The organism is Brevibacillus agri (assembly GCF_004117055.1).
Classification (GTDB): Bacteria; Bacillota; Bacilli; order Brevibacillales; family Brevibacillaceae; genus Brevibacillus; species Brevibacillus agri.
On sequence record NZ_CP026363.1, the window covers coordinates 304,314 to 327,500 of the forward strand.

At 51.8% G+C, this 23,187-nt stretch carries 26 protein-coding genes, 1 pseudogene and 2 other annotated features; of the genes and pseudogenes, 1 reads left to right on the top strand and 26 read right to left on the bottom strand.

All coding sequences use genetic code 11. The features are described from left to right. Positions 1-231: 231 nt before the first annotated feature. From BA6348_RS01585 to BA6348_RS01665, 18 genes are all read right to left on the bottom strand, one after another. Positions 232-828: a class I SAM-dependent methyltransferase gene (locus tag BA6348_RS01585; RefSeq protein WP_005828879.1), complete on the bottom strand. Its 597-nt coding sequence runs from the start codon at positions 826-828 to the stop codon at positions 232-234. Positions 829-926: 98 nt separating this feature from the next. Beyond that, positions 927-1,289 carry a 50S ribosomal protein L7/L12 gene (rplL, locus tag BA6348_RS01590; protein ID WP_005828881.1) on the bottom strand — a complete coding sequence of 121 codons (363 nt, stop codon included), beginning with the start codon at positions 1,287-1,289 and terminating at the stop codon, positions 927-929. A gap of 56 nt (positions 1,290-1,345) precedes the next feature. Further along, a complete protein-coding gene (gene rplJ, locus BA6348_RS01595) occupies positions 1,346-1,861 on the bottom strand; it encodes a 50S ribosomal protein L10 (protein WP_005828883.1) in 516 nt (171 codons plus the stop codon). A gap of 24 nt (positions 1,862-1,885) precedes the next feature. Beyond that, positions 1,886-2,050, bottom strand: a sequence feature (ribosomal protein L10 leader region). A 42-nt stretch (positions 2,051-2,092) separates the two neighbouring features. Then, on the bottom strand, positions 2,093-2,776 hold the full coding sequence (rplA, locus tag BA6348_RS01600) for a 50S ribosomal protein L1 (protein WP_005828884.1): 684 nt from the start codon (positions 2,774-2,776) through the stop codon (positions 2,093-2,095). Between the two features lie 91 nt (positions 2,777-2,867). Next, positions 2,868-3,293 (bottom strand): 50S ribosomal protein L11, encoded by a 426-nt coding sequence (gene rplK / locus BA6348_RS01605; RefSeq protein ID WP_005828886.1) that lies wholly within the window; start codon positions 3,291-3,293, stop codon positions 2,868-2,870. A gap of 183 nt (positions 3,294-3,476) precedes the next feature. Next, entirely contained in the window at positions 3,477-4,013 is a 537-nt protein-coding gene (gene nusG / locus BA6348_RS01610) for a transcription termination/antitermination protein NusG (RefSeq protein WP_005828888.1), read from the bottom strand. A gap of 45 nt (positions 4,014-4,058) precedes the next feature. After that, complete coding sequence (secE, locus tag BA6348_RS01615; protein WP_005828890.1) at positions 4,059-4,307, bottom strand: preprotein translocase subunit SecE; 249 nt, start codon at positions 4,305-4,307, stop codon at positions 4,059-4,061. Beyond that, positions 4,307-4,456 (bottom strand): 50S ribosomal protein L33, encoded by a 150-nt coding sequence (rpmG, locus tag BA6348_RS01620; RefSeq protein WP_003392018.1) that lies wholly within the window; start codon positions 4,454-4,456, stop codon positions 4,307-4,309. The genes secE and rpmG overlap by 1 nt, the downstream gene beginning before the upstream one ends. Before the next feature lie 292 nt (positions 4,457-4,748). After that, complete coding sequence (sigH, locus tag BA6348_RS01625; protein WP_005828894.1) at positions 4,749-5,399, bottom strand: RNA polymerase sporulation sigma factor SigH; 651 nt, start codon at positions 5,397-5,399, stop codon at positions 4,749-4,751. A gap of 82 nt (positions 5,400-5,481) precedes the next feature. Further along, positions 5,482-6,006 carry an NYN domain-containing protein gene (locus BA6348_RS01630; protein ID WP_005828895.1) on the bottom strand — a complete coding sequence of 175 codons (525 nt, stop codon included), beginning with the start codon at positions 6,004-6,006 and terminating at the stop codon, positions 5,482-5,484. 1 nt (position 6,007) lies between these two features. Next, a complete protein-coding gene (rlmB, locus tag BA6348_RS01635; RefSeq protein WP_005828897.1) occupies positions 6,008-6,763 on the bottom strand; it encodes a 23S rRNA (guanosine(2251)-2'-O)-methyltransferase RlmB in 756 nt (251 codons plus the stop codon). Between the two features lie 3 nt (positions 6,764-6,766). Further along, positions 6,767-7,168 carry a Mini-ribonuclease 3 gene (locus BA6348_RS01640; RefSeq protein WP_005828899.1) on the bottom strand — a complete coding sequence of 134 codons (402 nt, stop codon included), beginning with the start codon at positions 7,166-7,168 and terminating at the stop codon, positions 6,767-6,769. Positions 7,169-7,185: 17 nt separating this feature from the next. Next, the gene (cysS, locus tag BA6348_RS01645; RefSeq protein ID WP_005828901.1) at positions 7,186-8,592 is read right to left on the bottom strand and encodes a cysteine--tRNA ligase; all 1,407 of its coding nucleotides are present in this window, start codon (positions 8,590-8,592) and stop codon (positions 7,186-7,188) included. After that, positions 8,573-9,238 (bottom strand): serine O-acetyltransferase, encoded by a 666-nt coding sequence (cysE, locus tag BA6348_RS01650; RefSeq protein WP_005828902.1) that lies wholly within the window; start codon positions 9,236-9,238, stop codon positions 8,573-8,575. The genes cysS and cysE overlap by 20 nt, the downstream gene beginning before the upstream one ends. An 85-nt stretch (positions 9,239-9,323) precedes the next feature. After that, positions 9,324-9,585, bottom strand: a binding site (T-box leader). Positions 9,586-9,610: 25 nt separating this feature from the next. Continuing rightward, entirely contained in the window at positions 9,611-11,077 is a 1,467-nt protein-coding gene (gene gltX, locus BA6348_RS01655) for a glutamate--tRNA ligase (RefSeq protein ID WP_005828903.1), read from the bottom strand. Positions 11,078-11,159: 82 nt separating this feature from the next. Continuing rightward, complete coding sequence (ispF, locus tag BA6348_RS27095) at positions 11,160-11,633, bottom strand: 2-C-methyl-D-erythritol 2,4-cyclodiphosphate synthase (RefSeq protein WP_005828904.1); 474 nt, start codon at positions 11,631-11,633, stop codon at positions 11,160-11,162. Between the two features lie 3 nt (positions 11,634-11,636). Continuing rightward, positions 11,637-12,323, bottom strand: a complete 687-nt coding sequence (gene ispD / locus BA6348_RS27100; RefSeq protein ID WP_005828905.1) for a 2-C-methyl-D-erythritol 4-phosphate cytidylyltransferase — start codon at positions 12,321-12,323, stop codon at positions 11,637-11,639. A 34-nt stretch (positions 12,324-12,357) separates the two neighbouring features. Continuing rightward, positions 12,358-13,446 (bottom strand): PIN/TRAM domain-containing protein, encoded by a 1,089-nt coding sequence (locus tag BA6348_RS01665; RefSeq protein ID WP_005828906.1) that lies wholly within the window; start codon positions 13,444-13,446, stop codon positions 12,358-12,360. 288 nt (positions 13,447-13,734) lie between these two features. On the opposite strand from BA6348_RS01665, the gene BA6348_RS01670 reads away from it, so the two are divergent. Next, positions 13,735-14,130, top strand: coding sequence for a nucleoside triphosphate pyrophosphohydrolase family protein (locus BA6348_RS01670; RefSeq protein WP_005828907.1), 396 nt, complete (start codon positions 13,735-13,737; stop codon positions 14,128-14,130). A 93-nt stretch (positions 14,131-14,223) separates the two neighbouring features. On the opposite strand, the gene pssA is transcribed toward BA6348_RS01670, so the two are convergent. From pssA to BA6348_RS01710, 8 genes and pseudogenes are all read right to left on the bottom strand, one after another. Then, positions 14,224-14,952 carry a CDP-diacylglycerol--serine O-phosphatidyltransferase gene (gene pssA / locus BA6348_RS01675; RefSeq protein ID WP_005828908.1) on the bottom strand — a complete coding sequence of 243 codons (729 nt, stop codon included), beginning with the start codon at positions 14,950-14,952 and terminating at the stop codon, positions 14,224-14,226. Between the two features lie 117 nt (positions 14,953-15,069). Further along, positions 15,070-16,112, bottom strand: a pseudogene (gene disA, locus BA6348_RS01680) (DNA integrity scanning diadenylate cyclase DisA). 9 nt (positions 16,113-16,121) lie between these two features. Continuing rightward, positions 16,122-17,489: a DNA repair protein RadA gene (gene radA, locus BA6348_RS01685; RefSeq protein ID WP_005828909.1), complete on the bottom strand. Its 1,368-nt coding sequence runs from the start codon at positions 17,487-17,489 to the stop codon at positions 16,122-16,124. A gap of 110 nt (positions 17,490-17,599) precedes the next feature. Then, the gene (locus BA6348_RS01690; RefSeq protein WP_005828910.1) at positions 17,600-20,050 is read right to left on the bottom strand and encodes an ATP-dependent Clp protease ATP-binding subunit; all 2,451 of its coding nucleotides are present in this window, start codon (positions 20,048-20,050) and stop codon (positions 17,600-17,602) included. A gap of 70 nt (positions 20,051-20,120) precedes the next feature. Beyond that, positions 20,121-21,191, bottom strand: coding sequence for a protein-arginine kinase McsB (gene mcsB, locus BA6348_RS01695; RefSeq protein WP_005828911.1), 1,071 nt, complete (start codon positions 21,189-21,191; stop codon positions 20,121-20,123). Between the two features lie 20 nt (positions 21,192-21,211). Continuing rightward, the gene (gene mcsA / locus BA6348_RS01700; protein ID WP_005828912.1) at positions 21,212-21,730 is read right to left on the bottom strand and encodes a protein-arginine kinase activator protein McsA; all 519 of its coding nucleotides are present in this window, start codon (positions 21,728-21,730) and stop codon (positions 21,212-21,214) included. A 29-nt stretch (positions 21,731-21,759) separates the two neighbouring features. Further along, positions 21,760-22,224, bottom strand: coding sequence for a CtsR family transcriptional regulator (locus BA6348_RS01705; RefSeq protein WP_005828913.1), 465 nt, complete (start codon positions 22,222-22,224; stop codon positions 21,760-21,762). A 257-nt stretch (positions 22,225-22,481) separates the two neighbouring features. Continuing rightward, a complete protein-coding gene (locus tag BA6348_RS01710; protein WP_026556990.1) occupies positions 22,482-23,168 on the bottom strand; it encodes an HAD family hydrolase in 687 nt (228 codons plus the stop codon). Positions 23,169-23,187: the final 19 nt, after the last annotated feature.

The following is a 23,187-nucleotide window of genomic DNA, read 5'->3' on the forward strand; positions in this document are numbered from 1 at the left end:
TTAAAATAAAAATGGGTTAAAGCAGCATCAACCATTTTTAACCCAGAGAAAATCTATTTTAAAAGAATTCCCATGTTTTTACACAAACATTCCTCTTTCAGGAAAAAAGTAGAAACGCTTGACAGACAGGGAATTGCTGAAAAATAGACATTTATCCCATATTGACATTTTATAATGCTACCACAATCAAATATTCACGTCAAGAAAACTTTTCTAAGGATTGTCGCTTGACTATTTGATTGCCCGAAAGATGGAGTATCCCTTTTCCCGATCCACTTCAATCACTTCACGGTACGTCTCTTGCAGCTTCTTCAGAGCAGACGGAGCGCCTTGCTTTTTCTGAATCACTACCCACATCTCTCCATCTTCCACGAGCAGCGCATGTCCTTCAGTAAAAATGCGATGCACAATTTCCTTGCCCGCCCGAATCGGCGGATTGGTCAAAATGACGTCGTACTGCTCGCCTTGCACGGCGCTGTAAACGTCACTGACCCGCACCTCAACATTTTTGATCCCGTTTCTTTCGGCATTCCGACGAGCCAGGTCAACCGCACGCTCATTCACGTCGATCATCGTCACCCGCCCCTGATCCGCAAGCGTGGCAGCCGTCAAGCCGATCGGCCCGTAGCCACAGCCCACATCCAGCACACGCGCATGACTGCCGATCTCCATGTTTTCGATGAGCAATACACTTCCAAAGTCAATCCGGTCCCGGGAAAAAACGCCTGCGTCCGTGATGAAGCGCAGCTCCTTCCCGCGCAGCACAAACGAAAACTGCTGCTCGTCATGCGCTGCCCCCGGCCGATTGGTGTAATAGTGATCTGCCACGTGTGATTCACCCTTCCTCATCGATTGGAAAACACTCGCCGTCCCCTTACAGAAAAACCCCCTGCCGCAGGCAAGGGGAATTTCTAAAGAAAGCTAACTTACTTCACTTCTACTTGTGCGCCAGCTTCTTCGAGTTTTGCTTTGAGAGATTCTGCTTCTTCTTTGGAAACGCCCTCTTTGAGTGTTTTTGGAGCGTTGTCTACCAGGTCTTTCGCTTCTTTCAGACCCAGACCAGTCAGTTCGCGAACAACTTTGATTACGTTGATTTTGGAAGCGCCGCCGCTTACCAGGGTTACAGTGAATTCAGTTTGCTCAGCAGCAGCTTCAGCAGCGCCACCAGCAACTACAGCTACAGGAGCAGCAGCAGTTACGCCGAATTCTTCTTCGATTGCTTTTACCAGGTCGTTCAGTTCGAGAACGGACATGCCTTTAATGGCTTCCAAGATTTGCTCTTTAGACATTTTGAAATCCTCCATTCATGGAATAGTATTTGTGTAAGCTTTACCCGATCAGACGATTACGCGCCTTGACCTTCTTTTTGCTCGGCCACTGCTTTGATTGCCAACGCAACGTTGCGCATTGGAGCTTGCAGGACGGAGAGAAGCATGGACAAGAGACCTTCGCGGGAAGGAAGAGTTGCCAGTGCTTTGATTTGCTCTGCACCAACTACTTTGCCTTCGATCACGCCACCCTTGATTTCCAGCTTTTCGTTTTTCTTCGCAAATTCCGCGATGATTTTTGCTGGAGCGACAACATCGTCTTTGGAGAACGCCAGAGCGTTCGGGCCAGTCAGATATTGATCCAGTTCAGTCAGGTTTTCCTTCTCGGTAGCCAGACGAGTCAGGGAGTTTTTCAACACCTGGAACTCAACACCAGCTTCACGCAGTTGTTTGCGGAGCTCGGTAACTTGGGCTACAGTCAGACCGCGGTAGTCAGCCACCACTGTGGTTTGGCTCTCGCGGAGCTTGGTTGCGATTTCGTTGATCGCTTGTACCTTTTCTTCACGAATAACGGTTGGACGAATTTCTGCCATTGTTTACACCTCCCGTGCTCTAATCCTGGAAAAAGAAGAATGCCCTCGCAGACATCACGAGGGCATAATGCTCTATCGTCAAAGGAAATCCACATTTCCTCATTCGTACATTACACGCCTCGGAGGGATATTAAGCGTTACTCTTGCAAGCACCGCACCTTCTGTCTACGGCATATTCTTTTCGTCAACAGGAACTATCTTAACAACTCCCCAAAAGGAAGTCAAGCGTCATTATTTTACAGCTACGCGTACACCAGGACCCATTGTAGAGCTCAGGGTTACATTTTTCATGTAAACACCTTTTGCTGCAGCCGGTTTCGCACGGTTCAGCGCTTCTGTCAGAGCAGCCAGGTTTTCAGCCAGCTTGTCAGCGTCGAAAGACACTTTTCCGATCGGAGCGTGGATGTTACCTGCCTTGTCTACGCGGTACTCGATTTTACCGGCTTTGATTTCGTTAACCGCTTTGGTTACGTCGAAAGTAACTGTACCGGTTTTAGGGTTTGGCATCAGGCCTTTTGGACCGAGTACACGACCCAATTTCCCTACTTCACCCATCATGTCAGGAGTAGCTACTACGACGTCAAAGTCGAACCAGCCACCTTGGATTTTCGCGATCATGTCTGCATCGCCTACGAAGTCAGCGCCAGCAGCTTCTGCTTCTTTTGCTTTTTCGCCTTTTGCAAATACAAGAACGCGTTGTACTTTACCAGTACCGTGTGGCAATACTACAGCACCACGGATTTGTTGGTCAGCACGTTTCGGGTCTACACCCAAACGGAATGCTGCTTCAACTGTTTCGTCGAATTTAGCAGTAGCTGCTTTTTTAACCAGCTCAATGCCTTCGACTACTTCGTACACTTTGTTTTTATCAACGAGCTTTACGGCCTCTTGATACTTCTTACCTTTTTTAGCCATGAATAAAAATCTCCCTTCAATGTGGTCGTAGCGGTTAATCCTCCCACAGACAGGGGGGCACAATGTCTGTGCCCCCTTGCACTCAAGACAATTAGTCTTCGATTACGATACCCATGGAACGAGCAGTACCTTCCACCATGCGCATAGCCGCTTCCACGGATGCAGCATTCAGGTCAGGACGCTTCAGTTCAGCGATTTCGCGAACTTTATCACGTTTCAGCGTAGCAACCTTTGTTTTGTTTGGTACGCCGGAACCGGACTCGATACCAGCAGCTTTCTTCAACAGAACAGCAGCCGGAGGAGTTTTTGTGATAAAGGTGAAAGAGCGGTCTTCGAACACGGTGATTTCCACCGGGATAATCATACCAACTTCGCTCTCTGTACGAGCATTGAATTCTTTACAGAACCCCATGATGTTTACACCAGCTTGACCGAGAGCCGGACCTACTGGAGGTGCAGGATTCGCTTTACCTGCTGGGATTTGTAATTTAATTACGCGGATAACCTTCTTAGCCACGTAAGACACCTCCTTACTTCACATGTGGTTATTACGGGGGAATGCCCCCTCCCACCGTTTTATGAAAGTCTCGCAAAAGACTTTCGATCTATAGTGAGAGTGCAAGAAACCCCAGATATTGTTGTGGGATTGTTAAAACAAAATGAAATGTACCACATAGCGCGATACTTTTCAAGTTGAATCCTAATCCAATTTTTGAACTTGTGTAAAGTCTAGCTCTACCGGTGTTTCGCGACCGAAGATGTCCACCAATACGCGAACCTTCTGTCTGTCGGGGTGAATCTCGATAATCTCCCCGGTGCGATTAGAAAACGGACCATCTGTGACGCGCACCATATCGCGGAGAGCAAAATCGACTCTGATCTTGGGAATTTCGATCCCCATTTGCTTGAGAATCGTATCGGCCTCTTCAGGACGCAGCGCTGTCGGCTTGGAGCCAGCGCCCGTGGATCCGACAAAGCCGGTAACCCCAGGAGTGTTGCGCACGACATACCAAGAGTCGTCCGTCATCACCATTTCAACAAGGACGTATCCAGGAAACACTTTTTTCGTGACGGTGCGCTTTTTGCCATCCTTGGTCTCCACTTCTTCTTCAGTGGGAACGAGAACGCGAAAGATCTTGTCTTCCATGCCCATCGACTCGACGCGCTTCTCTAGGTTCGTCTTTACCTTGTTTTCGTAACCTGAGTACGTATGAACGACATACCATGCTTTTTCCATATCCACCAGGACGTTAACCGTCCGTCCCTCCTAAGACTTGCAAAATTACGTTCCTAGAATCAAATCGATCAAGCGCGAGATTCCCAAATCAACGACGAAGAAGAATATTGCCAGAAGCACAACCGTAACGAGAACGACGATCGTATAGGTCGTCAATTCTTTACGATTCGGCCAACGGACTTTCTTTAGTTCGGACATTACGTCGCCAAAGAAATCACCGGTGCGGCGAAAACTGGCTCCGATTCGTGCTAAAAAACCCACTTTGCCACCCCCTGACTTCGTCGCATCAACCATTACTTCGTCTCGCGATGAAGGGTTTGCTTCTTGTCACGGGAGCAATACTTTTTCAGCTCAACACGTTCAGTAGTGGTGCGCTTGTTTTTTGTGGAGATATAGTTACGCTCGCCACACTCGGTGCACGCCAACGTGATGTTTACTCGCATTTATTGCCACCTCCATCTCATTTCAAACCTGCTATTCGTTAAAAGTACCAAATGATAAATAGTACGGGAAAACCGCTACTTTTTCCTGACCATTTCATTCACCAAAGTAACCATAGAACAGAGAGATAAGAGTCTATGGCTACCTAAATAAATTTATCACACCAAAATACCCATGTCAAACAAAACGACTTGACAAAAAGAAGGCCTTTTGCTTCCATATTCCTCCGCGGTTCGTTATGTACAAAGCTTTTGCGCGCTTGGCGGTCCGAAAATAAAAAGAGATTCCCCTGTTTTACAGATGAATCTCTCTTCCTTCCAGATAGCGCTCCAGTTTGCGTTTGACGCGCTGCAGTGCATTATCAATAGACTTGACGTGACGTTTGAGCTCGACGGCAATTTGTTGATAGGACCGTCCATCCAGGTACAGCATCAGCACTTGCCGCTCCAGGTCACTCAAAATTTCGCTCATTTTCCCTTCGATGTCATCAAACTCTTCGCGATTGATGAACAGCTCTTCCGGATCAGTCACTTTGGTCCCGGAAATCACATCGAGCAGTGTCCGATCAGAATCCTCGTCGTAAATCGGCTTGTCCAGCGAGACGTACGAGTTGAGCGGAATGTGCTTCTGCCTAGTCGCTGTCTTGATCGCCGTGATGATTTGACGAGTAATACAAAGCTCGGCAAACGCCTTGAACGACGTGAGCTTGTCCCCTCGGAAGTCGCGAATGGACTTGTACAGACCGATCATGCCTTCCTGTACGATATCTTCGCGGTCAGCCCCAATAAGAAAATAGGATCTCGCTTTGGCACGCACAAAGTTCTTGTACTTGTTAATCAAGTATTCCAGAGCTTCGGCATCATTATCGCGAACCAGGTCGACTACTTCTTCGTCGGTCATTAGTTCATATTGGGCATGTTTTAACTCCTTGAGGTCAACACTCACAAATGATCCCTCCGCCAACCGGTTTCTCCATAGCTAGCGCTATTATACATGATGCCGTAAAAAAGCGTCAACCGAATCCAAGTTATTCCCTTCTCCATTTTTCGAATATTTTCGCTATTTCGTCGTTCAGCGCAATCCGTTTGGAGAACCGTTCTTCGTGCGTTTTTTCGACCTGCTGCTTGATTTCTTTCCCGGCGTTTTCCATATCGAGCAGCAACTCCCTCGCGGATTTGCGCAAGGCTCCCTGTCCAAAAATAACCCGCTGGGACGTATAGTCCGAGGTCGCTACATAAATTTGTCGATTTTTTTGGTGAAATTCGGAGACAAGCTGCTCAATTTTTTCGTCAGCCGTCTCCTTTTTCTTCGTGAAGTAGATTTCAACCAGGTAATCTTCCATTTGCCGGCCGATGCCGGGAACGTTGTATGCGTCGAACACGATGATGACTTTGATCCCGGTATAGCTCTGGTACTCTGCCATTTTGGAGATCAACTGGTCGCGCGCCTCGTCCATCCGCTCCTGATCTTTCAAAAGGCGCAGCTCAGGCCAGGCCCCGATGATATTGTAGCCGTCCACGATCAAAAGCTGTTTAGCTTTTCTTTTCGCCATCTCACTTCACCCGCGTCGGAAGAGGACTCCTGGAGCGATATACTTCATACATCAGCAAAGCAGCAGCCACCGAAGCATTCAGGGAGGTGACGTTGCCCGCCATGGGCAGACTGTAGAGGAAATCACAGTTTTCCCGCACGAGGCGACTCATCCCTTTTCCTTCACTGCCGATGACAACGGCGAGCGGCATCGTGTAGTCGCCCTGGCGGAAGTCCTGCTTGGCGCTGGCGTCCGTTCCCGCGATCCAGACTCCGCGCTCCTTCAGCTCCTCCATCGTGCGCACGAGATTGGTGACGCGCGCTACGGGCACGTAGTTGATCGCTCCGGCTGACGCCTTTGCCACCGTCGCTGTCAGGCTGACAGAGCGCCGCTTCGGAATGACGATGCCATGCGCTCCCACCGCATCTGCGGTACGCATGATCGAACCCAGGTTATGCGGGTCTTCCAGCTCGTCCAGCAGCAAAAGGAACGGCTGCTCGCCTTTTTCCTCGGCCCGCTGCAAAATGTCGTCCACTTCTACGTAGTCGTAAGCCGCGACAGAAGCCACGACTCCCTGATGGTTGTCCGTCGACACAAGCTGGTCCAGCTTTTTGCGGTTGGCGGTAGTCACAATGACCCCCTGCTCTTTTGCCAAAGCAAAGACAGGTGCCATCAAATTTTTGTTGGTCCCTTCCGCAATCCAAATCTTGTTGATCGTGCGCCCGGAACGCAGCGCCTCGATCACGGGGTTTTTCCCCAAAATCCACTCTTCACTCATGTCTTACTCTCCTTCCACAATCGCAAACGCCTGTTGCACAATTTCTGCGATCCGCTCTTCTTTTCCACACAAATACAAGTAGCCAATCAACGCTTCAAAAGCCGTAGCATGCCTGTAGTCGATAATATCGGCATTTTTGGCGGTGGAGCCGGACTTGGCATTCCGCCCCCGTTTTACCACATTCAGCTCTTCCTCCGGCAATGTCGGCATCAGCGCGAGCAGCACATTGGCCTGTGCTTTGGCTGAAACGTAACGATTGGCCGCCTTGTGGAGCTGGTTAGGTTTAACCAGCCCCTTGGCGATCAGATGATACCGCACGCAATGCGCATAGGTAGCATCGCCCAGAAAGGCGAGCACGAGTGGATTTGTCAGGTTTGGATCTCGGGTCAGTTCTTCTTTTTGCATCTAGCTTCTTCGGCCCCTTATTTTCGGCGCCAGCGAACACCTTGTGGCGTGTCCTCCAGCACGATTCCTTTTGCCGCGAGCAGGTCGCGAATTTCGTCAGAGCGGGCAAAGTTTTTCGCTTTGCGCGCCTCTGTGCGCTCTGCGATCAGCGCGTCGATCTCACTGTCCACCAGCTCCTGCTCCTCGGCAATCTCAAGTCCGAGAACTTCTGTCAATTCCACGAGCAGCTCCATATAGGCGCGAACCTCTCCGGCCCCTACATTTTGGTGGCGCAAATACAGGTTCGCTTCCTTCACCACGTCGAAAATGACCGTGATGGCATTGGCTGTATTAAGATCGTCGTCCATTTCAGTAATGAACCGTTCTCTCAGCTCATTGATGATGCGCTGCTGTTCCTCGGCCTGGCCGTTCGGCTCCTCGTCTCTTGCCGTATCCAGGCGGTGGGAGAGGTTCGTGTAAGCTGTTTTGATGCGCTCCAGGCCGTTCGCTGCCTGCTCCAGCAGCTCCTCGCTGAAATTGATCGGGTTGCGGTAGTGGCCTTGCAGCATGAAGAAACGGATCAACTGGCCGCCGAATTTTTTGGACAGATCGCGAGCGAGCAAAAAGTTTCCGAGGGATTTCGACATTTTCTCGTTGTCGATATTGAGCATCCCGTTGTGCAGCCAGTAGCGGGCAAACACTTTTCCGGTAAAGCACTCGGACTGCGCGATTTCGTTTTCGTGGTGCGGGAACACAAGGTCGGTTCCGCCCGCATGAATGTCGATCTGTTCACCCAAAAACTTCAGGGCCATCGCCGAACATTCGATATGCCAGCCTGGTCTGCCTTCGCCCCACGGGCTGCTCCAGGTTACTTCGCCTTCCTTCGCAGACTTCCAGAGCGCGAAGTCGAGCGGATGCTCTTTTTTCTCGTTGATCTCTACGCGAGCGCCTGCCTGCAAATCGTCCAGCGGCTGGTGCGAGAGCTTGCCATATTCCTGAAAACGCCCCGTGCGGAAATAGACGTCGCCTTCGCTCTCGTACGCGTAGCCTTTTTCGATCAGCCCTTCCACGAACGAAATGATCTCCGGAATCGTCTGCATGACGCGCGGCTGAATGTCAGGCGGCAACACGTTCAGGGCACGCAGGTCCTCGTTGTACGCATCGGTGTAGCGGTCTGCTACTTCCTTGACCGTCGTTCCTTCCTGGTTGGCTACCCGAATCAGTTTGTCGTCCACATCGGTAATGTTTTGCACGAACGTCACTTCGTAGCCGCGGTATTTCAAATAACGTCGAAGCGTGTCGAAAACAATAGCGGGACGGGCGTTTCCAATGTGAATGTAGTTGTACACGGTCGGTCCACATACGTACATCTTCACCTTGCCCGGCTCCAATGTGACGAACGGTTCCTTTCGTCGTGTCATCGTATTAGTCAGTTGAATGCCCATGGTTCTTTTTATCCTCCCTCAAAAGCTCCAATTCTTTGCGCAATTGATCGATTTCCTTTTGCATCAGACGAATCGTGTCTGCAACCGGGTCAGGCATGTTGACGTGGTCCAGATCGTGTTTGACGCGTTTGCCATCCTGAATGACGATGCGTGCCTTGATCCCTACTACGGTCGAGTTGGGCGGCACTTCCTGCAAAACGACTGCGCCAGCCCCTATCTTTGAATTATCGCCAATTTTGAAAGAACCCAACACTTTTGCCCCCGTCGCGATAATGACATCGTTGCCGATTGTGGGATGGCGCTTGCCTTTTTCCTTCCCGGTTCCCCCGAGCGTGACGCCCTGATAGATGGTGACATTGTCGCCGATTTCACATGTCTCCCCGATGACCACGCCCATACCGTGGTCGATAAACAAGCCTCTGCCAATTCGCGCGCCCGGATGAATTTCGATCCCGGTGAAAAAGCGGGTAACCTGCGACACAATCCGCGCAAGCGTGTACCACTCCGCTTTCCAGAGCTTGTGGGCAATCCGGTGCCCCCATATGGCGTGCAGACCTGAATAGGTCATGACAACTTCCAATGCACTGCGTGCTGCCGGGTCTCTTTCAAATACAGCCTGAATGTCATCTTTCATCTGTGCGAACATAGTTGGGTGGCACCTCCTGCCTGAAATTCCTGCCAGATTTTTTTGCTGCAAAAGAAAAACGCCTCCACCCCTTCAAGGACGAAGGGACAGAGACGGGGTTTACCGCGGTTCCACTCTGCTTAGATCGCTGTTCATCCGGCCAAAAGAAAGCCAGTCGCACGATCTCGCTCTACATCCCGATAACGGCGGGAACCGATGGCACCTACTGATGTCGTCCAAACAGTCAGACACGTTCAGCTCATTGCTCACAGGCGCATTTCCGAACAGGGCACGCTGGATGGCTCTCACCTTTCCATCCTCTCTGTAAACGTGTATCCTGCCGTACTTCTCCTGATCGTCGCATTCGTTTGTATATCACTGGCCCTTTACAGGTTATTTTCCGTTTGCAATCACACGCTGGGCACGCGCCAACACTTTGTCGCGTCCGAGCAGGTACAGCGTCTCTGCCAAGTCGCGCCCGTGCGCTTGACCCGTTGTGCCGACACGTACTGGCATGAACAGCGCTTTGCCTTTTTGACCCGTTTCCTTTTGCACGTCCTTCAGCACCGCTTTGATGACATCCACATTATATGCATCCTGGGCCGACAGGTGTTTCACAAAAGAAGCGAGAACTTCCGGAAACTGCGGTTCTTTCAGTACCATTGTCGCCTCTTCATCGTACACCACTTCGTCCAGGAAGAAAAGAGCGGCCAATGGAACGATTTGGGCACAGTAGGACATTTGCTCCTGGTACAGCGCGACAATGCTGCGCACCCACTCCCGCTTCTCGTCAGACAGCGTTTCCTCGATAAAGCCCGCTTTTTGCAGGTGCGGAATGCACATGTCGGTAATCAGATCGAGCGGCTGACGCTTCAGGTAGTAGTTGTTCATCCAGTTCATTTTTGTCGCATCAAATACTGCCGGCGACTTGCTCACGCGCTCCATGGAGAACAGCTTGACCAAATCGTCCATGAGGAAAATTTCCTCTTCGCCACCTGGAGACCAGCCCAAAAGAACGAGGAAGTTCACGATTGCTTCTGGCAGGAAGCCAAGATCGCGGTATTGCTCGATGAATTGCAAAATGCTTTCATCGCGCTTGGACATTTTTTTGCCATCCTGGTTGAGAATCAGTGCCAAGTGGGCGAAGTCAGGCGCTTCCCAGCCAAACGCTTCGTAGATCATCAATTGGCGAGGCGTGTTGGAGAGATGTTCCTCGCCGCGAATGACGTGGCTGATTTTCATCAGGTAGTCGTCGATCACAACCGCGAAGTTGTAGGTAGGGATACCGTCCGGACGGCAAATGACGAAGTCGCCCATTTCGTTGGAGTTGAATGTCACCTGTCCGCGGATCAGGTCGTTGACTACGTATTCGCGGTTATCCGGCACAAGGAAATGAATGGATGGCACACGGCCTTCCGCTTCGTATTGCGCGCGCTGCTCTTCTGTCACATGGCGATGCTTCTCCAGAATACGCGGAGTTTCTCCACGCGCCAGTTGTTCTTCGCGCTCGGCATCCAGCTCTTCCTTGGTCGCGTAACAGTAGTACGCCTTGCCTTCTGCGAGCAGTTGATCGATATATTTACGGTAAATGTCCAATCTCTCGGTTTGGCGATACGGGCCGTAGGGGCCGCCCACATCGGTGCCTTCTTCCCATTCGATTCCGAGCCATTTCAAGTTCTTCATTTGCTCTTCATCGGCATTTTCCTTATTGCGCGTTTGGTCCGTATCCTCGATCCGAACGATAAACGAACCGCCGTGATGTTTGGCAAACAGATAGTTAAAAAGCGCTGTTCGCGCACCGCCGATGTGCAAATGCCCCGTAGGACTCGGCGCATAACGCGTGCGGATTTCTTTCGCCATTTTTAGCACCATCCTTGTGAATGTAAAAGGCTATGATCCTTCATGAATACGTTTCTAAGGCTTTATGTTACACCTTGCCCCTTTACTTGACAAGCAAGCATGCAGCCTGGGCCGCGATTCCTTCTCCTCTGCCCGTAAAACCGAGCTTTTCCGAAGTCGTCGCCTTCACGTTTACCTGCGAGGCGTCTTCTGCCTCCAGCACACGGGCAATGACTTCGCGCATTTGCGGTATGTAAGGAGCCATTTTCGGCGCTTGCGCGATAATCGTCGCATCTACGTTGCCAAGGCGATAGCCACGCTCTTTTGCCAGCTTCCACACATGCTCGAGCAGCACGACGCTGTCAGCTCCCTTGAAGGCAGGGTCCGTATCCGGGAAGTGGCGCCCGATGTCGCCTTCGCCAATCGCTCCGAGAATCGCGTCGCTGATGGCGTGCAGCAGCACATCGGCGTCAGAATGGCCCAGCAAGCCTTTTTCATACGGAATGGTGACGCCGCCGATAATGCACGGACGACCTTCCACCAGTTGATGCACATCAAATCCTTGTCCAATACGCATGATTTACTCTCCCCTTCGCTTACGCATGATCTCTTCACCGAGCCACAGGTCATCCGGCGTCGTGATCTTAATATTCTCATAGCTTCCCTGCATGACGGACACAGGATGCCCCAGCCATTCGACCAGCATCGCGTCATCCGTACCGAGCTTGCCCGCTTTTTCTGCCGCCTCATGCGCCTCTCGCAGCAAAGACATACGAAAAGCTTGTGGGGTTTGAACCGCCCACAAGCTTTCCCGTGCCGGGGTAGCCTCCACAAGCCCTGTGGCCCCCACCACTTTTATCGTATCCTTGACAGGCACGGCCATGATCGTGGCCTGATCGCGCCGCACCTGCCGGAGCATGTCGCTGATCTGCTGCTGCGTGACGAAAGGTCGGGCAGCATCGTGAACAAGCACGTAGGTACAGGATGAAGCCAGTGACGCCAGACCGTTTCTGACGCTGTCCTGCCGTTCGGCGCCGCCCAAGGTGACGGTGACTTGCAGCTTTTCCGCATCCACCAAGGCAAGCACGTCGGCGTAGTCCGCTTCGCTCACGACCAGGACGATCTGGTCGATCTCCTGATGCGAAGCGAAAAGGCGAACGGTGTGAGCCAAGATCGGCTCTCCTGCAAGCGGCAACCACAATTTGTTTCGTTGACCGCCCATTCTTTTGCCGGAACCGGCAGCAACGATCACGACCCCTGTACTCACGTTTTCTTTCCTCTCCCGTCTTGTACTTCTCGCCTTACAGCGCTCTTTCCAGCAGCTTCGGCTTGGCGAAGATCATCCGTCCCGCTGACGTTTGCAGCACGCTGGTGACCAATACGTCCACGTCGTTGCCGATGTATTCGCGTCCGCCTTCCACGACGATCATCGTGCCGTCGTCGAGATAAGCAACGCCCTGACCGTGCTCTTTGCCGTCTTTGATGACTTGCACGTTCATTTCTTCCCCTGGCAGCACGACCGGCTTCACGGCGTTAGCCAAGTCGTTGATGTTCAATACCGCCACGCCTTGCAGCTCGCACACTTTGTTCAGGTTGAAGTCGTTGGTGACGACTTTTCCGTTCATGACCTTCGCCAGCTTAATCAGCTTGCTGTCCACTTCGGATACTTCTTCAAAGTCGCCTTCCCAAATCTGCACCTTGACCTTCATTTCCTTCTGGATCTTGTTGAGGATGTCCAGACCACGGCGGCCGCGGTTGCGCTTCAGCACATCCGAGGAATCCGCGATGTGTTGCAGCTCCTCCAGGACAAAGCCCGGAATGACCAGCACGCCCTCCAAAAAGCCCGTGCGGCAAATATCTGCAATGCGTCCGTCAATGATGACGCTCGTATCCAAAATCTTGTGCTCGACATTGGTCGTCGCAGCAGCCTGTTCCTTTTTCTTATCCTTGCGTCCAATAGAGAAAACCGACATAATCTCGTCCCGCTTGCGAAACCCTACCTGAAAGCCCAGATAGCCGAGCAACCCGGAAACAACCAGTGGCAACAGATCACCTATTAGCGGAATCGGAATTTTACTGATGGGCAGGAATAATAAAAAGGCAACAATAAGACCACTAATCAACCCCATCGCTCCGAACATCACGTCAACAATCGGCATTTTGACGAGCGTCTCTTCTCCCCAGCGAACTACCCTCAAAATGTAGTCCAACAGCCAATTAGCTAAAAAGAAGAACAGAATGGCACCAAGTACCGCCCCAATATATTGCGCTCCAGCAACTACTCCAAAATTCAACAACGGGTTGAGCAGCGAAAACAGCTCTGTACCGTATTGGTACCCCAAGCCACCGCCAACCAAGACAAAAAAGATTTTTCCTATGCGGCGTACCATGCCTTCACCTCCTTTTATTAATTATAGACAGAAGCCTATGAGTAAAACCCTGTTTCTTTCCAAATAGCGAAATTGCTTCATTATCGCTTTCCCTCACTATAGCAAAAATGATTTTACCATGTCAAATAGCCAAAAATTTTAACATAGTTGCCATTTTCTCGTCAACCTCAAACACCTGTTTCCTTCCCAGGCAAATTGACAGCGGCCAGACTCCCTTCTTATAATGGCAGTAACACAATGAGCGAAAATTGTGACGATACGAACAGCTTAAAGCAGAGGTGAATCGATATGGACAAACGAGATGTAGACGACTTTCAAGCACAAGTATCCGAGCTTTTGATCCGACATCGAAGCGTACTGGACGTCATGTCCAAAGTTCAGGAAACAGCGTCTCGCATCAACCGCTCCCTGACGAAAGCCATCACCGAATGCGGCTGTGTTGAAGTGGTAGCCAAAAAGCAAACCTACGACGCAAGCAAAAACCTGGAGGAGAACAAGTCCCATCTGGACACTCACTTTAACGGCCCACTATGCGAGCATTGTCGCGATGTAGTCACAGCAGAGCTTGGCAAAAATCTTTTTTACCTGACCGCCTTGTGCAACATTACAGACATCAAGCTGGAGGACGTCTTGCAAAAAGAATCGAACCGGCTGAATACGCTGGGTGTGTTCAATCTTTCTTAACCCCACACTCGTATTACGAATGAACCCTACAAAAAGTTGCATCCAAAAGCGAAAAACCCGCACATCGCAGCGCGGGTTTTTTCATTGCCTGGCTTATTCAAATGGCACAGATTCTTCTTCCTTGTTCTTGCGCTTGCGTAATTTTTTGACGAGAAAGTCAACGTTTTTTTTTATTCCATACAGGGCATAGAAAGCAAGCGGCAGGAAGACGATTTTGGGAAACTGCTGCGGATACTTGATCGCAACCACAACGACGATGGCGATGATGATCGGCGTAATCCAGTAGGCCGATTTTGGAATCCCGACCTTCTTGAAGTTCGGATACTTGACCTTCGATACCATGAGGAAAGCCAGAAGCAGCATGCTTACCGCAAGCAGTACCGGATTGAAAACTTGATGATACAGGGCCAGCGTGGCCAGCACGCCACCGGCAGCCGTGATCGGCAGCCCGATGAAATATCCCGGAACTCCGGCCTGGACGTTGAATCTGGCCAGACGGAGCGCACCACAGATCGGGAAGATGGCGGTAACGAGAATCCCAAGCCAATCGAAGTGCTGCAGGACAACAACATACATGATGAAAGCCGGAGCTATCCCAAACGTAATGACGTCAGAAAGCGAGTCGAGTTCCTTTCCGAATTCACTTTGCGCATTCAGCATGCGAGCGACGCGTCCATCCAGTCCGTCCGCCAGCATACCGATGATGACCGTAATCGCCGCGTAATCGACGTAATGATCGCCTCGAAACGCAAGTATGATTGCCAAGACTCCCAGAAACAAGTTGCTTACGGTTAGCATGTTCGGCAACGATTTCACGAACATAGACTACCTCCTGATTTCTTTTGCAGAGGAGACAGTGTATCCTGTCAAACTTGCTGTTGCTTTCAAGTCCCCTGGGCAAATGTTGAATAACAAATAATGCCTTTATCCTATTCTACTTTAAATGTGCCTGTCAATGAACACTTGCTCCTGAATCCGTTTCAGGCCCTCCTTGATAGCCCGGGCGCGCACTTCGCCAATTCCTTCCACCTCGTCTAATTCCTGAATCGTCGCCATCATAATTCTCGGCAAATAATGAAAATGCTCGACCAAATTGGCGATGATGGAAAGTGGCAGTCGGGGAATTTTGTACAAAATCCGGTATCCCCTTGGCGACACCGATTCTTCCAGCATGCTGGCACTCGCGGAAAACCCGAGAACACGCAGGAAAGACCCGAGCTCCAGCACTTCCTCGGAGCTTAGCTTTTTCATCTCGCGCAGCACTGCGTCTGGAGCATGCGCCACGTCCTTGGCGTAGTCGCGAATGAGCATTTGCGCTTCTTCCTCAATATTCGACACAAGCTCCTCCAGTTGCATGCTGACGAGCCTGCCTTCTGCTCCCAGCTCGCATATGTACTTGGAAATCTCCGTTTTGATCCGCAGCACCATCTCGATTCGCTGCAAGACAGAGGCGACTTCGTGCAAGGTGACCAGCTCTTCAAATTCCAGTGCGCCGAGATTGGTCATGCCTGATCGAGCACCGCCTTGTATTTTTCCAGGGTGGATACTGCCTGGTTAGCCTTGGCGAGAATAACGCTGATCTCATTGAGCACATAGCGGAAATTTCCTTGGTACAAGGTGATGACATTACCCCGCCGGGATATGGCGATGACCAGGTAGCTCGTGTGGATCGCTGTCCGTTGCGCAGTCCGGTGCCGAGTACCTGTCTCGCTGGTGTGGATGGAAGCAGGCGGAAACAGTTGGGTATTGGCGTACAAGATTCGTTTGGCATCTTCACTTACTATAATCGCCCCATCCATCTTCGCCAATTCATACAAATGGGCAGGAGAAAAGTCGCAATTGATGGAAAAACCGCCGTCGACGATCAGGCCGCCAGTTTTGGCGCGCAAAACATTTTCAAGCCCTTCGCGAAGCTGCGTCCCTGGTGCGACCAAACGAAGCACATCGCCGAACTGCGGAGTTCTTTTCGTGTTCTCCTGCATATTCCGCCCTTACCTCCTTATCACCTCGTTCAAAGCATCTGCAATATTGCTGACGCCGATCACCTGAATGTCGTCTGGCGCATCCAGGCCGCGAATGTTTTTCTCCGGTATAATCACGCGTTTGAAGCCGAGCTTGTGCGCTTCCCGCACGCGCTGTTCAATGCGCGATACGCCCCGCACCTCTCCTGTCAGGCCAATCTCCCCGATCACGACGTCGTGCGGATTGGTGGCATGGTCGCGAAAGCTGCTGGCGATGCTGACGGCGATCGCCAAATCGACAGCAGGCTCATCCAGGCGGACGCCCCCGGCCACGTTGACATACGCGTCCTGATTTTGCAGCATCATGCCCATGCGCTTTTCCAAAACAGCCATAATCATCGCCACACGCTGGTGATCGACGCCTGTAGCCATTCTCCGGGGAGTAACGAAGCTGGTCGGTGCCACGAGTGCCTGAAGCTCCACCAGGACTGGACGGGTGCCTTCCATGCTGGCTACGACGGTGGAGCCAGCCACGCCGAAGGGACGCTCAGCCAGAAAAATCTCGGAAGGGTTTGCGACCTCTTCCAGACCGCGATCCTTCATCTCGAAAATTCCGATCTCGTTTGTCGAACCAAAACGGTTTTTGACAGCGCGCAAAATCCGGAACGTATTGTGGCGCTCGCCTTCAAAATAGAGAACTGCGTCCACCATATGTTCAAGCATACGAGGACCTGCGATCGAGCCTTCTTTGGTCACGTGGCCGACAATAAAAGTACAGATTCCTTTGCCCTTGGCAATCCGCATCAACTGGGCCGTCGCCTCGCGCACCTGCGCGACGCTTCCGGCCGCAGACTGCACAGCGGGATGGAACACGGTCTGGATCGAGTCGATAATCAACACATGAGGGTCTACTTGATTAATATGCTGTTCGATCAAATCCAAATCATTTTCTGCCAATACAAACATCGGGGGCGTCTGCATATGCAGCCGGTCTGCGCGCAGCTTGATCTGCTTCGCGGACTCCTCCCCGGATACGTACAGCACTTTGGCCCCCTGATGAGCCAGAGCAAAAGAGGTCTGCAACAGCAGTGTGGACTTGCCGATACCCGGATCGCCGCCGACCAGGATGAGCGAGCCTGGGACGAGCCCTCCCCCGAGCACGCGGTTCAACTCGCCAATGGTCGTATCCATGCGCGGCTCTTCTTCGCTGGCTACCTGCGTCAAAGGGATAGCCGACTGGCGCGTGCCGCCGCTCAGCCCTTCGTGGCGGTGCGCCGCCTTGACTGTCACTTCTTCCACCAATGTATTCCAGCTATTGCAGCCCGGGCATTTTCCCATCCATTTTGGCGATTCATAGCCACATTCTTGACACGCGTATTTCGTTTTATACTTTGCCATAATCGCTACCCTCACTTGGATTTTCTTCTCTACTTTTATCATAGTTGTGCAGCCAAAAAAAGAATACCTCCCAAAACAGGAGGCATTCTTCATGATGCTTTTCGCCCAGCTTACGATTTTGTTTTTTCCAGTCGTTTGACGACCAGTTTGCCTTCTTCGGCCTCGATGTTGACTGTGTCGCCCTTGCTGATGTTGCCCTTGAGCAGTTCTTCCGACAATTTGTCTTCGATATGGCGCTGAATGGCACGACGCAGCGGGCGCGCCCCGTACGCTGGATCGAAGCCTTCTTTTGCCAGCAGCTTTTTGGCATCTTCCGTCAATTGGAAATCAATGCTTTGTTCTTTCAAACGCTTGCGCAGCTCGTCGGTCATCAGCGATACGATTTGCTCGATATGCTCCTGCTCCAAGGAGTGGAACACGATGACTTCGTCGATGCGGTTCAGGAACTCCGGACGGAAGCTCTTTTTCAGCTCATCCATGACTTTGTCCTTCATATCCTGATATTTTTTCTCGGTATCGTTGGTGGTGAAACCGAGTGTCGTGTTTTTCTTAATCATGCTGGCTCCGACGTTGGAGGTCATGATGACGACGGTGTTGCGGAAATCTACGGTACGGCCCTTGGAGTCCGTCAATCGGCCGTCATCGAGCACCTGGAGCAAAATGTTGAAAACATCCGGATGCGCCTTCTCGATCTCATCCAGCAGGATGACGGAGTACGGCTTGCGGCGCACTTTTTCCGTCAACTGGCCGCCTTCGTCAAAGCCGACATACCCTGGAGGAGCCCCTACCAGACGGGCAGTGGAGTGTTTCTCCATGTACTCGGACATGTCGACGCGGATCATGGCGTCCTCGTCTCCAAACAGCGTCTCTGCCACGGCACGGGCCAGTTCGGTTTTCCCCACGCCTGTCGGGCCGAGGAAAATAAACGAACCGATTGGGCGTTTCGGGTCTTTCAGACCGGCACGGGCACGGCGGATCGCGCGGGAGATGGATTTGACCGCTTCGTCCTGGCCGATGACACGATCGTGCAAAATCTCTTCCATTTTCAGGAGGCGCTCTGTTTCCTCTTCCTTCAGCTTCAGAACAGGGATTCCCGTCCAGCTAGCGACGACAGTCGCGATATCCTCTGGCGTCACTTCCATGTTCAACTGGCCTTGGCGTTCTTTCCAGTCTTTTTTCGTTTTGTCCAGTTCTTCGCGAAGCTTCTGTTCCTGATCGCGCAGGGCCGCCGCCTCTTCAAACTCCTGCGATTGCACAGCCGCGTCTTTTTCCTTGCGCACCTCTTCCAAACGGCCTTCCAGCTCTTTGAGGTTTGGCGGAACCGTGAACGATTGCAGGCGCACCTTGGACGCTGCCTCGTCGACGAGGTCAATCGCCTTGTCCGGGAGGAAACGGTCGGTAATGTAACGGTCAGACAGCTTCACTGCCTGCTCGATGGCTTCATCGGTAATTTTTACACGGTGGTGGGCTTCGTAACGGTCACGCAAGCCATGCAGGATGCGAATCGCGTCCTCTGCCGTCGGCTCATCCACCTGAATCGGTTGGAAACGGCGCTCCAGCGCAGCGTCTTTTTCGATGTATTTGCGGTATTCATCGAGCGTGGTTGCCCCGACGCATTGCAGCTCGCCGCGAGCGAGAGCCGGCTTGAGGATGTTGGAGGCGTCAATCGCGCCTTCCGCACCGCCTGCGCCGATGAGTGTATGCAGCTCGTCAATGAACAGGATGATGTTTCCTGCCTGGCGGATTTCATCCATAATTTTTTTCAGGCGGTCTTCGAATTCTCCGCGATATTTGGTGCCCGCCACAACGGTTCCCATGTCGAGCGTCATGACGCGCTTGTCACGCAGCGTCTCCGGAATTTCGTTGTTGACGATTTTTTGCGCGAGACCTTCTGCGATGGCCGTTTTCCCCACACCAGGCTCCCCGATCAGTACCGGGTTGTTTTTGGTGCGCCGGCTCAATACTTGAATTACACGCTCGATTTCTTTTTGACGGCCGATCACAGGGTCCAGTCCGCCATCGCGTGCGATTGCCGTCAGGTCGCGAGCCAATCCGTCCAGCGTAGGCGTATTCGCTGCAGGATTGCCGCCGGAAGGCTGATGCGACGCCATCATTTCCGAGCTGCCCAAAAGCTGCAGCACTTGCTGACGCGCCTTGTTCAAGCTGACGCCGAGGTTGTTCATGATTCTTGCGGCGATGCCTTCGCCTTCGCGGATCAGCCCGAGCAGGATGTGCTCTGTGCCCACATAGGTATGACCCAGTTTGCGCGCTTCGTCCATGGACAGTTCAATTACTTTTTTGGCGCGAGGTGTATAGTTTGGCGTGTAATTACTACCGGACTGCTCTGTTCCGCGTCCGATCAACGACTCCACTTCGCTCTGGATTTTATCGAGTCCAAGTCCGAGCGATTGCAAAGCCTTGGCAGCAATCCCTTCGCCTTCTCGAATCAGTCCCAGCAGTACATGCTCCGTCCCGATATCTTTGTGACCGAGACGCACTGCCTCTTCCAGGGCAAGCGCCAGTACTTTTTGTGCTCGTTCTGTAAAACGTCCAAACATCATATCGTACACCTCCGTATAACCGTGTTTTTCTCTATAGGTTCACTTCTGTTGATGCCTTATGTTTTGCCAATCATGCTGGTCCTGTCGCACTGAGCCTCTCCCGAATCAACCGTGCCCTTCGCTCGTCGCGCTGGTCTGGCGTCAGCTTTTGTCCTGCATGCTGCTGCAGGAAGCCCGGCTGAGTCGTCACCAGCAGCTCGTTCATCACCAGAGGCGATACCCCCGGGATGATGCCAAGGTCAATGCCGAGGCGGACGTCAGAGAGGCGTTGGGCTGCTTCCTTGGACTCCACAGTGCGCGCATACAGCAAAATCCCGTAAGAACGGAAAATGCGGTCTTCCAAAGATATGCGCGTATGCTCCAGCAAATAAGTACGTGCTACGCGTTCCTGCTCAATAATCTGTCTGGCAACGCCGTAGAGGTTGGAGAGAATATCGGTTTCCGACATTCCGAGCGTGACCTGGTTAGACAACTGGAACAGGTTTCCTAGAGCTTCGCTGCCTTCCCCGTAAATTCCTCTAACGACCAGACCAACTTGATTAATCGCCTGCAAAATTCTGCTGATCTGCTGCGTCATCACCAATGCAGGCAAATGCAGCATGACAGAGGCGCGAATCCCCGTACCGACGTTGGTCGGACAGCTCGTGAGGTAGCCTCTCGTCTCATCGAACGCGAAGTTCAGATGCTTCTCGAAAATATCATCTATTTTGGTTCCTATTTCCCATGCTTCATTCAAACGAAACCCTGGCAACAGCACCTGAATCCGAATGTGGTCCTCTTCGTTCACCATAATGCTGACAGACTCGTCAGGACTCAGGAGCACAGCGCCTTTTCTCGATTCCTCCGCCAAGTGCGGACTGATGAGATGCTTTTCCACCAGCACCCGTTTTTCCAGCGGATTGATCTGGTCCATATGGAGAACCTGCAGCGGCTGGCGCTTGCGCATGGCCTCCGATTCGCTCACTTCCGTTACCTTTCTGACGACTTCCTCGCCTTGCGAGTCGGTTGCCAATAACGGAAAAGGGTGCTGGCGCAGGTTTCGGGCGATGCGCAGCCGTGTGCTGATGACGATATCGGAATCAGGACCTTCTCCTTTCATCCAATTGCTCCACGGGTTTTGCATAAACTGCTTTTGTGACATGACCAGCTTACCTCCCCTTGTTACGATTGAGCGATTTTTTGTTCCAGCGCACGGATTCGGTCGCGCATTTCAGCCGCTTTTTCAAACTCTTCGCTGGCGACGTGGTTTTGCAGCGCACGTTTTAGCTGCTCCAGCTCTTTGCGGATTTTCAACTGCCCGCCTGTGCGTTCCGGAACCTTGCCGCTATGCTGCGTATTGCCGTGAATGCGGCGGAACAACGGATCGAGCCGGTCACCCAGGAAGGTGTAGCAATCGCTGCAGCCAAATCGGCCGCTTTTGCTGAACTGGGCATACGTGAGTCCGCATGTTTCGCAGCGGAGCGGCTTGCTGGGCGCAGGCTCGCGTCCGTTTTTTTGCATGGGATCAAATTTTAACAGTCCTGACAGGAGATTGTTGATGCTGAAGTTGTGAAATCCGGTAAAGACGTCCCCTTTTTCGGAAGCGCAATGCTCACAAATATGGTATTCGGTTTTTTCACCATTGACGATTTTCGTCAAATGCAGTGTCGCCGGTCGTTTTCCGCATTCCTCACAGTTCATTACATCCTACCCCCTAACACATGCTTCATTTACTTCAACAAGATAGCCGCAATCATCTGCTTTAATATATTTGCCCGCAAACGATCCCGTAATTCAGACTCCAGAGTCAAAACATTTCGGGAGGTGGCGATTTTCATCAAGGCTGCTTCTTTGGCGTTGACCAAACCTTCTTCCTGCAGCCTCTCTACAATCGCGTTCCCTACACTCTGCGAGATGCTTTCGCCAATCAGCTCTTCGGTCAGCAATTCCTGCAATCGCGCCTTGCTCACAATCTGCACCTTGCGAATGCGGATATAGCCGCCGCCCCCACGCTTGCTCTCTACAATGTACCCTTTTTGTACCGTAAATCGCGTATTGATGACGTAGTTGATTTGAGACGGCACACATTGAAATAAGTCGGCAAGCTCACTACGCTGGATCTCGATCGAGCCATTGGGACTTTGTGTCAAAATGCCTTTTAAGTGTTGTTCAATGATGTCCGAGATGTTACGCAAGTCATCGCCTCCTATTCCATATGTGTATGTGCTTGCTACTGACTTTGACTATCTTTGACTTTAATTATAATGGGTTTGCGACGCGCTTGCAAGTGATCGATACACTTTCTAGTGTGGGCAAAAGGCGGGCGCTTGAAACCATCCAAAACAGTAACGGCACGACCGTTTTGTCGACGGCAAGCGGCACGTCTCGGCTCATGAATTGTCGAAGCGTTTTATGTTTTATACAGAAAAAACCACTCCTCTAAAGGAATGGTTTATGTCAGTCTTTGCGATTTGGTGTCGATTGCCGGCAAATGATCCAGTAATTGCGGAAACTGCGTAATGACGACATTTGCCCCGTCCAGTTCTCCTGGCTTGGCGAAGCCGAAGTCACATCCGATGGTAAACAGGCCGTTTTTTACTCCTGCCTCTACATCGGAATGGCGGTCGCCTACCATGACCGCCTGTTCTACCTGGTAGTCGGCGATGAGCTTGGCTACCAGATCCACTTTGGAGCGCGTGCGGAACCGTCCCGCCGAGTACAAATCCGTCAGCAACGGATTGAGTGCATACTCCTGGCAGATGGCTTCAATGTACTCCTTCTGTCCGTTGCTCGCGACAAACAGCGGAATCCCCTTGGCGTGGAGCTGTTCCAACGTCTCCCTCACGCCAGGGTACAAATCGGTCACTTTTTCTTTGAGCAAAGCAATTTCGTTTTCCAGCAAAAAAGCATCCGCCGCGCGGACAGCTTCTTCATTTGCGCCTGGCAAAAGCTTTTTCCAGACCTGCTCGACAGTCAGTCCGAGCACGTTGACCAACTCTTCCTCGCTTGGCGTCTCGCCTGCCCACAAGCCTTTTTCTCTCAATCGCTCAAATGTCCGCAAAAAAGCGGGCGTCGACAACTTCTCCGTCTGCAGCAATGTGCCATCCATATCAAAGAAAATGGCAAACGGCATACTCATGCGCTTCCTCCTGTTAGCC

What these genes read in the sequence shown, in the direction of transcription:
- rplL (WP_005828881.1), bottom strand. Translation starts at nt 1,289, where the DNA reads ATGTCTAAAGAGCAAATCTTGGAAGCCATTAAAGGCATGTCCGTTCTC.
- rplJ (WP_005828883.1), bottom strand. Translation starts at nt 1,861, where the DNA reads ATGGCAGAAATTCGTCCAACCGTTATTCGTGAAGAAAAGGTACAAGCG.
- rplA (WP_005828884.1), bottom strand. Translation starts at nt 2,776, where the DNA reads ATGGCTAAAAAAGGTAAGAAGTATCAAGAGGCCGTAAAGCTCGTTGAT.
- nusG (WP_005828888.1), bottom strand. Translation starts at nt 4,013, where the DNA reads ATGGAAAAAGCATGGTATGTCGTTCATACGTACTCAGGTTACGAAAAC.
- secE (WP_005828890.1), bottom strand. Translation starts at nt 4,307, where the DNA reads ATGGTTGATGCGACGAAGTCAGGGGGTGGCAAAGTGGGTTTTTTAGCA.
- rpmG (WP_003392018.1), bottom strand. Translation starts at nt 4,456, where the DNA reads ATGCGAGTAAACATCACGTTGGCGTGCACCGAGTGTGGCGAGCGTAAC.
- BA6348_RS01630 (WP_005828895.1), bottom strand. Translation starts at nt 6,006, where the DNA reads ATGGCGAAAAGAAAAGCTAAACAGCTTTTGATCGTGGACGGCTACAAT.
- rlmB (WP_005828897.1), bottom strand. Translation starts at nt 6,763, where the DNA reads ATGAGTGAAGAGTGGATTTTGGGGAAAAACCCCGTGATCGAGGCGCTG.
- BA6348_RS01640 (WP_005828899.1), bottom strand. Translation starts at nt 7,168, where the DNA reads ATGCAAAAAGAAGAACTGACCCGAGATCCAAACCTGACAAATCCACTC.
- cysS (WP_005828901.1), bottom strand. Translation starts at nt 8,592, where the DNA reads ATGGGCATTCAACTGACTAATACGATGACACGACGAAAGGAACCGTTC.
- cysE (WP_005828902.1), bottom strand. Translation starts at nt 9,238, where the DNA reads ATGTTCGCACAGATGAAAGATGACATTCAGGCTGTATTTGAAAGAGAC.
- gltX (WP_005828903.1), bottom strand. Translation starts at nt 11,077, where the DNA reads ATGGCGAAAGAAATCCGCACGCGTTATGCGCCGAGTCCTACGGGGCAT.
- ispF (WP_005828904.1), bottom strand. Translation starts at nt 11,633, where the DNA reads ATGCGTATTGGACAAGGATTTGATGTGCATCAACTGGTGGAAGGTCGT.
- BA6348_RS01665 (WP_005828906.1), bottom strand. Translation starts at nt 13,446, where the DNA reads ATGGTACGCCGCATAGGAAAAATCTTTTTTGTCTTGGTTGGCGGTGGC.
- BA6348_RS01670 (WP_005828907.1), top strand. Translation starts at nt 13,735, where the DNA reads ATGGACAAACGAGATGTAGACGACTTTCAAGCACAAGTATCCGAGCTT.
- pssA (WP_005828908.1), bottom strand. Translation starts at nt 14,952, where the DNA reads ATGTTCGTGAAATCGTTGCCGAACATGCTAACCGTAAGCAACTTGTTT.
- radA (WP_005828909.1), bottom strand. Translation starts at nt 17,489, where the DNA reads ATGGCAAAGTATAAAACGAAATACGCGTGTCAAGAATGTGGCTATGAA.
- BA6348_RS01690 (WP_005828910.1), bottom strand. Translation starts at nt 20,050, where the DNA reads ATGATGTTTGGACGTTTTACAGAACGAGCACAAAAAGTACTGGCGCTT.
- mcsB (WP_005828911.1), bottom strand. Translation starts at nt 21,191, where the DNA reads ATGTCACAAAAGCAGTTTATGCAAAACCCGTGGAGCAATTGGATGAAA.
- mcsA (WP_005828912.1), bottom strand. Translation starts at nt 21,730, where the DNA reads ATGAACTGTGAGGAATGCGGAAAACGACCGGCGACACTGCATTTGACG.
- BA6348_RS01710 (WP_026556990.1), bottom strand. Translation starts at nt 23,168, where the DNA reads ATGAGTATGCCGTTTGCCATTTTCTTTGATATGGATGGCACATTGCTG.